This is a genomic window from Aquincola tertiaricarbonis, from assembly GCF_000969605.1.
GTDB classification, from domain to species: Bacteria; Pseudomonadota; Gammaproteobacteria; order Burkholderiales; family Burkholderiaceae_C; genus Aquincola; species Aquincola tertiaricarbonis.
Genome location: NZ_JZUE01000020.1, coordinates 35,432 through 48,589, shown reverse-complemented (window position 1 = coordinate 48,589; position 13,158 = coordinate 35,432). Strand labels below are relative to the sequence as shown.

The 13,158-nt window shown below is 71.9% G+C and carries 12 protein-coding genes and 2 riboswitches; of the genes, 4 read left to right on the top strand and 8 right to left on the bottom strand.

Annotated features, from left to right (window positions below; translation table 11 throughout):
* Positions 1 to 42: 42 nt before the first annotated feature.
* The 4 genes from gcvP to VO99_RS30405 form a co-directional block, all read right to left on the bottom strand.
* Positions 43 to 2,922 carry an aminomethyl-transferring glycine dehydrogenase gene (gcvP, locus tag VO99_RS20435; RefSeq protein WP_046114770.1) on the bottom strand — a complete coding sequence of 960 codons (2,880 nt, stop codon included), beginning with the start codon at positions 2,920 to 2,922 and terminating at the stop codon, positions 43 to 45.
* A gap of 28 nt (positions 2,923 to 2,950) precedes the next feature.
* Complete coding sequence (gcvH, locus tag VO99_RS20430) at positions 2,951 to 3,325, bottom strand: glycine cleavage system protein GcvH (protein WP_046114769.1); 375 nt, start codon at positions 3,323 to 3,325, stop codon at positions 2,951 to 2,953.
* A 40-nt stretch (positions 3,326 to 3,365) separates the two neighbouring features.
* Entirely contained in the window at positions 3,366 to 4,481 is a 1,116-nt protein-coding gene (gcvT, locus tag VO99_RS20425) for a glycine cleavage system aminomethyltransferase GcvT (protein ID WP_046114768.1), read from the bottom strand.
* 82 nt (positions 4,482 to 4,563) lie between these two features.
* A riboswitch (glycine riboswitch) is annotated at positions 4,564 to 4,679 on the bottom strand.
* 12 nt (positions 4,680 to 4,691) lie between these two features.
* A riboswitch (glycine riboswitch) is annotated at positions 4,692 to 4,792 on the bottom strand.
* A gap of 45 nt (positions 4,793 to 4,837) precedes the next feature.
* Positions 4,838 to 5,005, bottom strand: coding sequence for a hypothetical protein (locus VO99_RS30405; protein ID WP_232315435.1), 168 nt, complete (start codon positions 5,003 to 5,005; stop codon positions 4,838 to 4,840).
* A gap of 67 nt (positions 5,006 to 5,072) precedes the next feature.
* Here VO99_RS30405 and VO99_RS20420 point away from each other — a divergent pair, with 67 nt between their 5' ends.
* Complete coding sequence (locus VO99_RS20420; protein ID WP_046114767.1) at positions 5,073 to 5,750, top strand: nucleoside/nucleotide kinase family protein; 678 nt, start codon at positions 5,073 to 5,075, stop codon at positions 5,748 to 5,750.
* Here the strand turns inward: VO99_RS20420 and VO99_RS20415 are convergent, their stop codons facing one another.
* From VO99_RS20415 to VO99_RS20405, 3 genes are read right to left on the bottom strand one after another with little or no spacing between them, the layout of a single operon-like run.
* Positions 5,751 to 7,265, bottom strand: coding sequence for a GTPase (locus VO99_RS20415; protein ID WP_046114766.1), 1,515 nt, complete (start codon positions 7,263 to 7,265; stop codon positions 5,751 to 5,753). It abuts the gene before it with no gap.
* Complete coding sequence (locus tag VO99_RS20410) at positions 7,262 to 8,695, bottom strand: DUF2868 domain-containing protein (RefSeq protein ID WP_046114765.1); 1,434 nt, start codon at positions 8,693 to 8,695, stop codon at positions 7,262 to 7,264. The genes VO99_RS20415 and VO99_RS20410 overlap by 4 nt, the downstream gene beginning before the upstream one ends.
* A 16-nt stretch (positions 8,696 to 8,711) precedes the next feature.
* The gene (locus VO99_RS20405) at positions 8,712 to 10,397 is read right to left on the bottom strand and encodes an electron transfer flavoprotein-ubiquinone oxidoreductase (RefSeq protein ID WP_046114764.1); all 1,686 of its coding nucleotides are present in this window, start codon (positions 10,395 to 10,397) and stop codon (positions 8,712 to 8,714) included.
* 165 nt (positions 10,398 to 10,562) lie between these two features.
* Here VO99_RS20405 and VO99_RS20400 point away from each other — a divergent pair, with 165 nt between their 5' ends.
* The 3 genes from VO99_RS20400 to VO99_RS20390 are packed head-to-tail and all read left to right on the top strand — an operon-like array spanning position 10,563 to position 12,467.
* The gene (locus tag VO99_RS20400) at positions 10,563 to 11,345 is read left to right on the top strand and encodes an SDR family oxidoreductase (protein WP_046114763.1); all 783 of its coding nucleotides are present in this window, start codon (positions 10,563 to 10,565) and stop codon (positions 11,343 to 11,345) included.
* Positions 11,346 to 11,352: 7 nt separating this feature from the next.
* The gene (locus tag VO99_RS20395; protein WP_046114762.1) at positions 11,353 to 12,024 is read left to right on the top strand and encodes a YceH family protein; all 672 of its coding nucleotides are present in this window, start codon (positions 11,353 to 11,355) and stop codon (positions 12,022 to 12,024) included.
* Positions 12,021 to 12,467, top strand: a complete 447-nt coding sequence (locus VO99_RS20390) for an acyl-CoA thioesterase (protein WP_310733665.1) — start codon at positions 12,021 to 12,023, stop codon at positions 12,465 to 12,467. Before VO99_RS20395 ends, VO99_RS20390 begins: the two co-directional genes overlap by 4 nt.
* A 9-nt stretch (positions 12,468 to 12,476) precedes the next feature.
* Here the strand turns inward: VO99_RS20390 and VO99_RS20385 are convergent, their stop codons facing one another.
* Complete coding sequence (locus VO99_RS20385; protein WP_046114760.1) at positions 12,477 to 13,151, bottom strand: glutathione S-transferase; 675 nt, start codon at positions 13,149 to 13,151, stop codon at positions 12,477 to 12,479.
* Positions 13,152 to 13,158: the final 7 nt, after the last annotated feature.

The following is a 13,158-nucleotide window of genomic DNA, read 5'->3' as shown; positions in this document are numbered from 1 at the left end:
GTCGCCATTTGGCGGCCGGCACGGGGCCGGCCGCGGGGCGCTTCAGCCCTCGGCGTACTCGCTCATCGGCACGCAGCTGCAGAACAGGTTGCGGTCGCCGTAGACGTTGTCCACCCGGCCCACCGGCGACCAGTACTTGCCCCGCCGCAGCGCGGCCACCGGGTAGGCGGCCTGCTCGCGGCTGTAGGCATGCGTCCAGTCGGCGGCCAGCAGGGCCTCGGCGGTGTGCGGCGCATTCTTCAGCGGCTGGTCGTCGCGCGGCCACTCGCCGCGCTCGATCTTGGCGATCTCCTCGCGGATGGCGATCATCGCGTCGCAGAAGCGGTCGAGCTCCTTCAGCGGCTCGCTCTCGGTGGGCTCCACCATCAGCGTGCCGGCCACCGGGAAGCTGAGCGTGGGCGCATGGAAGCCGTAGTCGATCAGCCGCTTGGCGACGTCCTCGGCGCTGACGCCGCTGCTGTCCTTCAACGGGCGCAGGTCGAGGATGCACTCGTGTGCCACGCCGCCGCCCTTGATGCCTTCCAGCTCGCCGCTGAAGTGGATGTCGTAGTGGTCGGCCAGCCGGGCGGCCACGTAGTTGGCGCTGAGGATGGCGGTCTCGGTGGCCGCCGTCAGGCCCTCGCTGCCCATCATGCGGATGTACATCCAGGTGATGGGCAGCACCGCCGCATTGCCCAGCGGCGCGGCCGAGACCGCGCCCACGCTGCCGGCACCCGGCAGGAAGGGCACCAGGTCGGCCGCCACGCACACCGGGCCCACGCCCGGGCCGCCGCCGCCGTGCGGGATGCAGAACGTCTTGTGCAGGTTGAGGTGGCTCACGTCGCCGCCGAACTCGCCCGGCGCGGCCACGCCCACCAGCGCATTCATGTTGGCGCCGTCCACGTACACCCGGCCGCCATGCCGGTGCACCAGCGCGCACAGCTCCTTCACCCGCGGCTCGAACACGCCGTAGGTGGAGGGGTAGGTGATCATCACCGCGGCCAGGCGGTCGGCGTGCTTCTCGCACTTGGCCTGCAGGTCTGCCAGGTCGACGTTGCCCATCTCGTCGCACTTCACGCCCACCACCTGCATGCCCACCATCTGGGCGCTGGCGGGGTTGGTGCCGTGGGCCGATTCGGGGATCAGGCACACGGTGCGCTGCGCGTCGCCGCGCGAGAGATGCCAGCCGCGGATGGCCAGCAGGCCGGCGTACTCGCCCTGCGAGCCGGCGTTGGGCTGCAGGCTCACGCCGGCATAGCCGGTGGCCTGCACCAGCCAGTCGCACAGCTGCTGGTTCAGCAGCGCGTAGCCCTGCTGCTGGTCGGCCGGTGCGTAGGGATGCACGTTGGCGAATTCCGGCCAGGTGATGGGGATCATCTCGCTGGTGGCATTCAGCTTCATGGTGCACGAGCCCAGCGGGATCATCGTGCGGTCCAGCGCCAGGTCCTTGTCCGACAGGCTGCGGATGTAGCGCAGCATCTCGGTCTCGCTGTGGTGGGTGTTGAACACCGGGTGCGTGAGGTAGGCGCTGCCGCGCAGCAGCTGCGGCGCGATCAGCGGGGCGATGCCGCGCTCATGCAGCGCGAAGTCGGGCTGTGCATCGGCCCGGCCGGTGAACACGCGCAGCAGCGCGGCCAGGTCGGCGCGGGTGGTGGTCTCGTCCAGCGTGATGCCCAGCGAGCCGGCGCTGGCGCGGCGCAGGTTCATGCCGGCCGAGGCGGCCGCGGCCAGCAGTGCGCCGGTGCGTTCGCCGGTGGCCACTTCCAGGGTGTCGAAGGCCTCGGCATGGGCCAGCGTGAAGCCGGCCTGCTGCAGCTCCGCAGCCAGCAGCGCGGTGTAGCTGGCCACGCGGCGGGCGATGCGCTTCAGGCCCTCGGGCCCGTGGTACACGGCGTACATGCTGGCCACCACGGCCGGCAGCACCTGCGCGGTGCAGATGTTGGAGGTGGCCTTCTCGCGGCGGATGTGCTGCTCGCGCGTCTGCAGGGCCAGCCGGTAGGCCGGGGCGCCGTGCGCGTCCACGCTCACGCCCACCAGTCGGCCGGGCAGCGAGCGCTTGAATTCGTCGCGGGTGGCCATGTAGGCCGCATGCGGGCCGCCGGCGCCCATCGGCATGCCGAAGCGCTGGGTGTTGCCCACCACGATGTCGGCGCCTTGTTCACCCGGCGGCAGCAGCAGCGCCAGCGCCAGCAGGTCGGCCGCGACGATGGCCAGCCCGCCCTGGGCATGCACGCCGTCGATCAGCGGGCGCAGGTCGCGCACGCGGCCGGTGACGCCCGGGTACTGCAGCAGCGCGGCGAAGGCCTGCACGCTGCCGGCCTCCTCGGCCGGGCCCACCTGCACCGTGAGGCCCAGCGGCTCGGCGCGGGTGCGCACCACGGCCAGCGTCTGCGGCAGCACGTCGTCGGCCACGAAGAAGGTGGTGCTCTTGCTCTTGCCCACCCGCAGCGCCAGCGTCATGGCCTCGGCCGCGGCGGTGGCCTCGTCCAGCATCGACGCATTGGCGATGGCCATGCCGGTGAGGTCGGTCACCATGGTCTGGAAGTTCAGCAGCGCTTCCATGCGGCCCTGCGAGATCTCCGCCTGGTAGGGCGTGTAGGCGGTGTACCAGGCCGGGTTCTCGAGGATGTTGCGCAGCACGACCGGTGGCGTCAGCGTGCCGTGGTAGCCCTGCCCGATGAAGCTCTTGAGCAGCCGGTTGCGCGCGGCCACCGTCTTCAGCTCGGCCAGCGCCTGCGCCTCGGTCAGCGGCGCGGGCAGCGTCATGGCCGTGCCGCGGGCGATGGCACGCGGCACGATGGCGTCGATCAGCGCGCGGCGCGAGGCCGCCCCGATCACCGACAGCATGTGCGCCTCGTCGGCCGCGTCGGGGCCGATGTGGCGGGCGGTGAACTCGGCCTCGTTCTCGAGGTCGCCAAGCGGCTGGAGGGCAGGCATCAGCATGGAAAGGCTCGCGGGCAGGGAAGAGGGATCAGAGGGTCTTGAGCAGGGCCTGGTAGGCCGGCTCGTCCATCAGGCCGCCCAGCTGGCCGGCATCGGCCACGCGCACCTTGAAGAACCAGCCCGCGCCCATCGGGTCGGAATTGGCCAGCGACGGGTCGGCCCGCAGCGCCTCGTTCACTTCCACCACCTCGCCGGTGACGGGCATGAACAGGTCGGCCGCGGCCTTCACCGACTCCACCACGCCGGCCACGTCGCCCTTCTCGAAGGTCTTGCCCACTTCAGGCAGGTCGACGAACACCACGTCGCCCAGCGCGTCCTGCGCATGCTGGGTGATGCCGACGATGGCGGCATCGGTGTCGCCGGCATTGATCCACTCGTGGTCGTTGGTGAACTGAATCGTCATGTGCTCGCTCCTGGGGTTCGTGGGGTGGGATGGAAGGGGTTCAGCGCTGGTAGCGGTGGGGCGCGAAGGGCATCGCGCTCACCCGCATCGGCAGGCGCTTGCCGCGCACGTCGGCATGCACCTCGTTGCCGGGCTGTGCATGGTTGGCGGCCAGGTAGGCCATCGCGATGGGCTGGTTGACCGTGGGCGCCAGCGTGCCGCTGGTCACGCGGCCCAGCTTGTGGCCGTGGGCGTCGTGCAGGGTGGCGCCTTCGCGCACCGGGATGCGCTCCAGCCCCACCAGGCCCACGCGCTTGCTGGGCGCACCGCCGGCCAGGTGCTTCTCGATCACCGCCGCGCCGGGATAGTGGCCGGCCCGCGCGCCGCCGGGGCGCCGCACCTTCTGGATGGACCAGGCCAGGCCGGCTTCCACCGGCGAGGTGGTGGTGTCGATGTCATGGCCGTACAGGCACAGGCCGGCTTCCAGCCGCAGCGTGTCGCGCGCGCCCAGGCCGGCGGGCTTGACTTCCGGCTGCTCCAGCAGCTGGCGGGCCAGGGCCACGGCCTCCTCGGCGGGCACCGAGATCTCGAAGCCGTCCTCCCCGGTGTAGCCGGAGCGGGTGATGAAGCACTCCACGCCGTTCAGCGCGAAGCTGCCGCCGGTCATGAAGGTGAGGCGGGCCACGTCGGCATTCAGCCGCGCCAGCGCCTGCACCGCCTTCGGGCCCTGCAGCGCCAGCAAGGCACGGTCGGGCAGCGGGATGACCTGGCAACGGTGGCCGATGTGGGTCTGCAGGTGGCGGATGTCGTCGGCCTTGCAGCCGGCGTTGACCACCAGGAACAGGTCTTTCTCGCGCCGGGTGACCATCAGGTCGTCGAGGATGCCGCCCGAGGCATTGGTGAGCTGGGTGTAGCGCTGCCTGCCCACGCCCAGGTCGACGATGTCGGCCGGCACCAGGGTCTCGAGCGCGGCGGCCGCGGCGGCGGCATCGGGCAGCCGCAGCTGGCCCATGTGGGAGACGTCGAACAACGCCGCCGAATCGCGGCACTGCCGGTGCTCGGCGAGGATGCCGCCGGGGTAGTTGACCGGCATCGCATAGCCGGCGAAGGGCACCATCTTGGCGCCCAGTTCCACGTGCAGCGCATGCAGCGGCGTCTGGAGCAGTTCAGCGGACATCGGATGTCTCCCGGGGTGAAAGGGGAAGCGAAGAGGCCATCGATCACCCACCATAACCGCCGTCGGGCGTTCTGGGTGGGGTGATGCCCTCGCTGTCCGCTTTACCTGAGAGATTGGCCGGGCCCCGCGTGGTGCGGCGGCACGGCTTGCCCCTTCGGTGGGCGGGCTCGCGGCCCGCCTCTCTCCAGTGAGGAACGCCCCGACGGGGCGTCTTGCCAGTCCTTTTGCCTGAGCGTTCGGAGCTTGTGCCCCTGCGCCTTCGGCGGCCGTTGCGTTGGGATGCCGCAGCGGCTCTCTCCTGGCGGGCGGCAGTGTAGCCCAGGCCCCCGGGTGGGCCGGGCCGCTGCCGCGCTGGGTCAGCGGCGCTGGTCCATGCGCAGTTCGCGCGCCATGCTGCGGCGGTCGCGGCCCATGGCGGGAATCAGGAAGGGCTCGAACTTCTGGCCCTTGTCTGCCGGGGGCTCGAAGGGCTCGCTGCGGCGGGAGCCGGCGGGCTGCACGGGATGAGCGGATTTCTGGATCATCATGCGGGGCTGTCTCACGGCTTGTTGGCGCCGCGTGGCACCTCTAACGACGCAAGATGGATTTCGGATGACAAAGCTTGCCGCAGGATTTCCAGCACAGGTAACAAGCCGCTGCGCTCCGGCCGCGGCGCTGCCGCCCGAGGCCCTGGCCCGCGCTGAGGCGCTGCTGGCCAGTGGTCGCCGGGCGGTGCTGGGGCTGGTGGGCACGCCCGGCGCGGGCAAGTCCACGGTGGCGCAAGCCCTGGCCGCCGCGCTGGGCGGCAGGGCGGTGGTGGTGCCGATGGACGGCTTCCACCTGGCGCAGGCGGAGCTGCAGCGGCTGGGCCGCGACCAGCGCAAGGGCGCGCCCGACACCTTTGATGCCGCCGGTTACGCCGCCCTGCTGCGCCGCCTGCATGCCGCCGTGCCCGGCGAAACCGTGTATGCGCCCGAGTTCCGGCGCGAGATCGAGGAGCCGGTGGCCGGCGCCATCGCGGTGGCGCCCGAGGTGCCGCTGGTGATCACCGAGGGCAACTACCTGCTGCTCGACGACGGCCCCTGGGCCGCGGTGCGCCCGCTGCTCACCCAGGCCTGGTACGTGGAAGGCGACGAGCCGACCCGGCTGCGGCGGCTGGTGGCGCGGCATGTGCAATTCGGCCGCTCACCGGAGGCGGCGCGGGCCTGGGTGGACGCCAGCGACGAGCCGAACGCCCGCCGCATCGAGGCCACCCGGGCGCGTGCCGACTGGCTGCTGCGCTGGGATTGATCAGCCCGCCGGCGGCTGCAGCGCGCCGGCGTCGTCCGGATACAGCCCGCGCAGCAGTTCGGCGCTGACGGTCACCAGCCACGCCTGCAGCCCGGCCTGCAGGGTGTGGCGGGCGGCCTCGGCGGAGACGGCCACGCCGGCCTCCGCCCGCGCCGCCCACAGGCGGTGCAGCGCCGGCCGGTGGCTGGCGATGGCGGCGGCCACCGCCTCGTTCCAGAAGGGGGGATGCTCGGTGGCCGTCCAGCCGCCGCGGCCGCGGCCGAAGTGCGCCACCGTCAGGTAGCCCAGCAGCGCGCCGTGCACCATCTCGTCCAGCGCGGCGTCCGACCAGGCCACGCTGGGCGCCTCCACGCCGCGCATCAGGTTGAAGCCGCGGGCCAGGCCGGCCGCGCCCAGCGCGCCCAGCAGCCCGCCGGCCAGCATGCCGCCGCCCAGGGTCAGGCCGCCGGTCAGCAGGTCGGCCTTCAGGCCGGCCAGCGCGCCCGTCACCGCGCCGCCCCACAGGGCGGCCCGGCCTTCGTCCACCGGCGCGCGCAGCGCGAACTGCGCCGCCACGCGGGACAGCACCGCATCCGCCTCCGCCCGGCCCTGCAGGCCGTGCAGCGCGATCAGCCGGTCGGTGGAGCCGCGGGTGTCCTCGGCCACGCGGGCGGCCAGGGCTTCCATCGCCCGCGCCTGCGGGCCGCCGGCCTCGTCGGGCTGCAGGCCGATGCTGCGGCCCACGGCCACGCCCAGCTCCTTCAGCCGCGCGCCCAGGCCGCCGGCGGGCAGGGCCTCGCGGTCCAGCGCAGCGCGGGCCAGGCGGTGCGCGAGCTCGGCCATGGCCTCGTGCCACACGCCCTGGCTGCGGCGCAGCCAGGCGGCCTGCAGCGCCGCCATGGCCGGGTGCCGCGCCGCAGGCAGGGCATCACCCACCGCCTGCAGCAGGCGCCCTTCCTGCACCCAGCAGCGGGCGAAGGCATCCAGCGCCAGCACCGGTCGCTGCACGCGCTGCTGCCAGCCCTGGCGCTGCGCCTCCTCCAGCGGCCGCGGCTGCGGCGGGCCCAGCTGGTTCAGCAGCACCACCACCGGCTTGCCCAGCAGCTGCAGCACCCGCAGCTCGGCATCGACGTAGGTCGCGTCGTCGGGCGACTCGGCCGCGTTCACCAGGTACAGCACCACGTCGGCCTGCTCCAGCACATTGCGCATGGCGCGCTGGGCCGACCAGAAGGGCTTGTGGCGGAAGCGGTCCCACACCTCCGCCAGGAACCAGCCGATCGGGTTGCCGGCCTGCTCCAGCCGGCGCAGCAGCCGCACGCTGTCGCCGAAGCCGGGCGTGTCCCACAGCTCCAGCCGCTGGCCCTCGGGCGTGGAAAGCATGGTGTGGCGCTCGGCGGTCTCGGTCACATGGGCTTCGTCGCGCACCTCGCCGATGTCGCGGCCCAGCAGCGTGCGGGCCAGCGTGGTCTTGCCCACGTTGGTGTGGGACACGAGGCTGAGCCCGATGGCCTCGGTGGGCGCGCTGCTGCCGGTCATGCGGGCACGGCCTGCAGCGCGGCCTCGGCGGCGGCCAGGTCGGGATGGGCAAGGTCGATGAACACCGGCGTGCGGCCCAGGCCGGCGAGCATGCGCTGCCAGGCCTCGCGCCGCTGCTGCGCCCGCGCCGCGCCGAAGCGCTGCGCGAAGCCGGAGGTGTCGACCAGCAGGCGGGCGGCGGGCCAGGCTTCGGCGGCGGCGCCGTGGGTCTCACGCTCCGGCGTGGCGCTGAGGGCGAACAGCAGCATCGCCGGCGGCGCGCCGTGGCCGGCGTCGTCGCCTTCGTGCAGCGGCTCGGCCAGCTGCAGCCGCGCCTGCTCGCCGAAGCTGTGGCGCAGCACCCGCTGCAGGCCGTCGATGGCCACCGCCGGCAGCCGGTACTGCACGGGCTGCACCCGCAGCAGCACCGCGCCACCGCGGTGGCTGCGCAGCAGGCGCTGGCTGTAGGCATCGTCGATGGGCAGCGGAAAGTGCCCCGCCAGCCGGTGGACGCGGATCGCGGCGCCCAGCGCCAGCACCAGCCGCGGCAGCAGCACCACGCCGGCGGCGGTGAGTGCATGCAGATGGATCCAGCGGGCGGCGTTCTCGCCCGGCCCTGCGGATAAGCGCAGGCCGGCCAGTTCGGCGGCCGAAGGCAGGGGGATGCCGCTGAGCGCCGAGGCCGGGCCCAGCACGCCGTTCAGCAGCCGGTGAACCGCATCGGCCGAGAGGAAGGTGCTGTCCCAGCCGGCGCGGTACTCGAAGGCCAGGCCATGCAGGTACATCGAGGCCAGCACGCCGGCCACCAGCGCCGCGGCCGCCGCGTGCAGCCACACGGCCGCGCGGGCCGACCACAAGGGCGCCGACTGGGCCGACCAGCGCTCGGCGAATCGCCGCAGGGCCGGGTGGCCCGCGGCGGCTCTCCAGGCGGGCGCGGCCAGCAGCCGGCGCAGGCCGACAGGCGGCGGCGCGGCGACGTGGCCGGGCAGGTCTTGGGCGGACGCCAGGGTGCCTGCGCTCGATGCGCCATGAAACGCGCGCTTGCGCCGGGCAAGACGGTTGAGCGCCGCGGCCGCCAGCGCCAGGTAGACCAACAGGTTCCAGGCCAGCAGGCCCAGCAGCGGCGGTGCCAGCAGGTTGAGCTGCTGCGTCGGCCCCAGGGCCTGCGTTGCCAGCCCGAGGCCGGCCGCCAGCACCACCAGCAGCGGCCCGGGCCAGCGCGCGCCGCGGCTGGCCTGCAGCAGCCGGGCGGCGGCAGGCTCCTTTGGCAGCAGCAGGGCCAGGCCCGCCTGGGCGCGGGCGGCCAGGTAGCGCCCGGGCGCGGCTTGTTCGCCCACCGCGCGGGCCGCTTCGGCGCTGGCCGCGGCGGCATCCGCCTCGGTCCAGGGCGCGGCCATCGGCGCCTCGAAGGCGCGCAGCAGCGTGATGCGGCGCGCTTCGTCCTCGGTCACGGCGAGGCTGCGGCCCTTACATGCCGGCGTAGTTGGGTCCGCCGCCGCCTTCCGGCGTCACCCACACGATGTTCTGCGTGGGGTCCTTGATGTCGCAGGTCTTGCAGTGCACGCAGTTCTGGGCATTGATCTGCAGGCGGTCGGTGTTGTCGGCGTTCTTCACGTACTCGTACACGCCCGCCGGGCAGTAGCGGCCTTCGGGGCCAGCGTACTTGGCCAGGTTGATGGCCACCGGCACGCTGGCGTCCTTCAGCGTCAGGTGCGCCGGCTGGTTCTCCTCGTGGTTGGTGTTGCTGATGAACACCGAGGACAACCGGTCGAAGGTGAGCTTGCCGTCGGGCTTGGGATACACGATCGGCTGGCACTCGGCCGCCGGCAGCAGCCGGGTGTGGTCGGCCACCTTGCGGTGGATGGTCCACGGCGGGCTCTTGACGCCCAGGCGGGGCAGCAGCCACTGCTCGATGCCGGTCATCAGCGAGCCGACGTACACGCCGCGCTTGAACCACTGCTTGAAGTTGCGCGACTGGTCCAGCTCGCGCTTGAGCCAGCTCTGCTCGAAGGCGGCGGGGTAGGCGCTCAGCTCGTCCTGCTGGCGACCGCTGGTCACGGCCTCGAAGGCGGCTTCGGCGCACAGCATGCCGGTCTTGATGGCAGCGTGGCTGCCCTTGATGCGCGCGGCATTCAGATAGCCCGCGTCGCAGCCCACCAGCGCACCGCCCGGGAACACCGTCTTGGGCAGGCTGAGGATGCCGCCGGCCGTGATGGCCCGCGCGCCGTAGCCGATGCGCTTGCCGCCTTCGATGTGGACACGGATGCTGGGGTGCGCCTTCCAGCGCTGCATTTCCTCGAACGGGCTGAGGTAGGGGTTCTTGTAGTCCAGCCCGGTGACGAAGCCCAGCGTGACCTTGTTGCCCTCCAGGTGGTAGAGGAAGCCGCCGCCATAGGTGTCGGGCTCCATCGGCCAGCCGGCGGTGTGCACCACCAGGCCCGGCCTGGCCTTGTCGGCCGGCACTTCCCACAGCTCCTTCACGCCCAGCGCATAGCTCTGCGGGTCCTTGCCTTCGTCCAGCTTGAAGCGCGCGATCAGCTGCTTGCCCAGGTGGCCGCGCGAGCCTTCGGCGAACACGGTGTACTTGCCGTGCAGCTCCATGCCCAGCTGGAAGGCGTCGGTGGGCTGGCCGTCCTTGCCGATGCCCTGGTTGCCGGTGGCGATGCCCTTGACCGAGCCGTCGTCGTTGTAGAGCACCTCGGCCGCGGTGAAGCCAGGGAAGATCTCCACGCCCAGGCCCTCGGCCTGCTCGCCCAGCCACTTGGTGACCGCGCCCAGGCTGATGACGTAGTTGCCTTCGTTGTGGAAGCAGTCGGGCACCAGCCAGCCCGGCGTGCGGGTGGCGCCGGTCTCGCTCATGAACAGCACTTCGTCGCCGGTGACGGGCTGGTTGAGCGGCGCGCCGAGCTCCTTCCAGTTGGGCAGCAGCTCGTTCAGGCCGATGGGGTCCATCACCGCACCCGACAGGATGTGCGCGCCAGGCTCGCTGCCTTTTTCGAGGACGACGACCGACACCTCCTTCGACTGTTCGGCCGCAAGCTGTTTGAGCCGGATGGCGGTGGCCAGGCCGGCGGGTCCGCCGCCGACGATCACCACGTCGTACTCCATGGCCTCGCGCGGGCCGAATTGCTCAAGAATCTCCTGCGGGGTCATCCGACGTTCCTTGTCTCGGGTTCGTGACTTCTGTGCGACCGGCGATTCTAAGTGGCCGTCACCAGACGGCTTCCGGCCGTGCCGCGGGCCGTTACGGGCGGCCGGGGGTGCGTGCTATCGTCATCCGATCCGAATGAAGAATGCCCCGCTCGAGGAGCCCTGCGCATGAGCTACAAGATCGATCTGTCGGGCCGCGTGGCCCTGGTCACCGGCGCATCCAGCGGCCTGGGCTGCCACTTCGCCAAGGTGCTGGCCGAGGCCGGCGCGGCCGTGGTGCTGAGCGCCCGCCGCATCGACCGGCTGAAGACGCTGCGCGCCGAGATCGAAGGCGCCGGCGGCGACGCCCACGTGGTGGGCATGGACGTGACCGACCCCACCAGCATCCGTGCCGCGGTGGCGCATGCCGAGACCGAGGTCGGCGCGATCGACATCCTGGTCAACAACTCCGGCGTCAGCACCACGCAGAAGCTGACGGACGTGACGCCGGAAGACTTCGACTACGTGATGAACACCAACGCCCGCGGCTCGTTCTTCGTGGCGCAGGAAGTGGCCAAGCGCATGATCGCGCGGGCCAGCGGCTCGGCCCCCGGCACCTACACCGGCGGGCGCATCGTCAACGTGGCCTCGATGGCCGGGCTGAAGGTGCTGGGCAAGATCGGCGTGTACGCGATGAGCAAGGCCGCCGTGGTGCACATGACCAAGGCGATGGCGCTGGAGTGGGGACGCTACGGCATCAACGTGAATGCGCTGTGCCCCGGCTACATCGACACCGAGATCAACCACAAGCACTGGAGCAGCGACGCCGGCCAGAAGCTGATCTCCATGCTGCCGCGCAAGCGCGTGGGCCAGCCGCAGGACCTGGACACCGCGCTGATGATGCTGTGCGCCAACGAGAGCCACTTCATCAACGGCGCGGTGATCGCCGCCGACGACGGCTTCGGGGTGTGACACCGCGATGAGCCAACGCGACCTGACGCTGGCCGAGGCCCGGGTGCTGGGCGTGCTGGTGGAAAAGCAGTCCACCGTGCCCGACACCTATCCGCTGTCGCTCAATGCGCTGGCCGCCGGCTGCAACCAGAAGACCGCCCGCGACCCGGTGATGAACCTGAGCGAGACCGAGGTGCTGGCCGCGCTGGAAGGCCTGCGCGAGCAGCATTTGGTCAACGAGGTGAGCGGCACCCGCGTCACCCGCTACGAGCACAATGCCGCGCGCGGCCTGGGCGTGCCCGGCGCCGCCGCCGCGCTGCTGGCGGTGCTGGCGCTGCGTGGCCCGCAGACCGCGGCCGAGCTGCGCGCCAACACCGAGCGGCTGCACCGCTTTGCCGACACCGGTTCGGTGGAAGCCTTTCTCGACGAGCTGATGGGCAAGACCCCGCCGCGGGTCATCAAGCTGCCGCGCTCCCCGGGCGGGCGCGAGCCGCGCTGGGCGCACCTGCTGTGCGGCGAGGCCAACGTGCCGGCCGTGGCGGTGGGCACCGGCCCGCTGCCGCCGCTGCCCGCATCCGCCACGCCGGCCGTCAGCGCAGAGGACTTCGCCGCGCTGCAGGCCGAGGTGGCCGCGCTGCGCACGCTGGTGCAGCGCATGGCGGCGGAGCTGGGGATGGAGCCCGGCCCCAGCAACGCATGACGGGTCTGGACATGCGCTTCGACCTGCCTGAACACAAGCAGCTGGTGCACACCCTGGTCATCCCGGTGCGCTGGGGCGACATGGACGCCGCCGGCCATGTGAACAACACGCTGTACTTCCGGTACTTCGAGACGGTGCGGCTGGACTGGCTGCGCCTGGCCGACAGCGCCGTCTACGAGGACGGCACCGGCCCGGTCATCGTCAACGCCTTCTGCAGCTTCCTGCGGCAGCTGCGCTTCCCGGGCGACGTGGTGGCGCGCCATTACGTCGGCCAGGCAGGCCGCAGCAGCATCGAGACCTTCTTCACCCTGGAGCGCGCCGACGAGCCCGGCCAGCCCTGCGCCACCGGCGGCGGCAAGCTGGTGTGGACCGACATGAAGACCGAGCGCTCGATCCCGCTGCCCGACTGGCTGCGGGCGCTGGCGGTGACGGACGCGGGCTGAGCCTGTCGGTCAGCCGGGGATCGAGAAAGGCCCGCCCTTGTCGATCGCCCGCTTGTACGCCGGCCGCGCATGCACTCGCGCCAGCCAGGTGCTGAGGTTGGTGTAGCTGGCGTCCAGCCCGCCGCGCGCCGCGGCGGCTTCCAGCGGAAAGCTCATCTGCACGTCGGCGGCGCTGAACTGCTCGCCCGCGAACCACGGCCGGCCGCCCAGCTCGGCTTCCATGAAGGCCAGCAGCCGCCTCAGGTTGGGCTCGACGAAGGCGCCGGTCACCTTGTCGGCGATGCCGCGCGCGATCGGCTTGACGAAGAACGGCATCGGCGCCGTTCGCACGCGGTTGAAGATCAGCTTCAGCAGCAGCGGCGGCATCATCGAACCCTCCGCGAAGTGCAGCCAGTAGATGTAGCGCCGCCATTCGGCGCTGCCGCGCGCCGGCACCAGCGCCTGGCCTTGTTCGTAAGCCTGGGTCAGGTACTCGATGATGGCGCCCGACTCGGCCATCGTGATGTCGCCGTCGGTGATCACCGGCGACTTGCCCAGCGGATGCACCGACTGCAGCTCGGGTGGTGCCAGCATCGTCTGCGGGTGGCGCTTGTACAGCCGCAGCTCGTAGGGCAGGCCCATTTCTTCGAGCAGCCACAGCACGCGCTGCGAACGGGATTTTTCGAGGTGGTGGACGGTGATCATCTGAAGG

Excerpts from the sequence above, each read along its gene's own strand:
- gcvP (WP_046114770.1), bottom strand. The coding sequence starts at position 2,922 with ATGCTGATGCCTGCCCTCCAGCCGCTTGGCGACCTCGAGAACGAGGCC.
- gcvH (WP_046114769.1), bottom strand. The coding sequence starts at position 3,325 with ATGACGATTCAGTTCACCAACGACCACGAGTGGATCAATGCCGGCGAC.
- gcvT (WP_046114768.1), bottom strand. The coding sequence starts at position 4,481 with ATGTCCGCTGAACTGCTCCAGACGCCGCTGCATGCGCTGCACGTGGAA.
- VO99_RS30405 (WP_232315435.1), bottom strand. The coding sequence starts at position 5,005 with ATGATCCAGAAATCCGCTCATCCCGTGCAGCCCGCCGGCTCCCGCCGC.
- VO99_RS20420 (WP_046114767.1), top strand. The coding sequence starts at position 5,073 with ATGACAAAGCTTGCCGCAGGATTTCCAGCACAGGTAACAAGCCGCTGC.
- VO99_RS20415 (WP_046114766.1), bottom strand. The coding sequence starts at position 7,265 with ATGACCGGCAGCAGCGCGCCCACCGAGGCCATCGGGCTCAGCCTCGTG.
- VO99_RS20405 (WP_046114764.1), bottom strand. The coding sequence starts at position 10,397 with ATGACCCCGCAGGAGATTCTTGAGCAATTCGGCCCGCGCGAGGCCATG.
- VO99_RS20400 (WP_046114763.1), top strand. The coding sequence starts at position 10,563 with ATGAGCTACAAGATCGATCTGTCGGGCCGCGTGGCCCTGGTCACCGGC.
- VO99_RS20395 (WP_046114762.1), top strand. The coding sequence starts at position 11,353 with ATGAGCCAACGCGACCTGACGCTGGCCGAGGCCCGGGTGCTGGGCGTG.
- VO99_RS20390 (WP_310733665.1), top strand. The coding sequence starts at position 12,021 with ATGACGGGTCTGGACATGCGCTTCGACCTGCCTGAACACAAGCAGCTG.
- VO99_RS20385 (WP_046114760.1), bottom strand. The coding sequence starts at position 13,151 with ATGATCACCGTCCACCACCTCGAAAAATCCCGTTCGCAGCGCGTGCTG.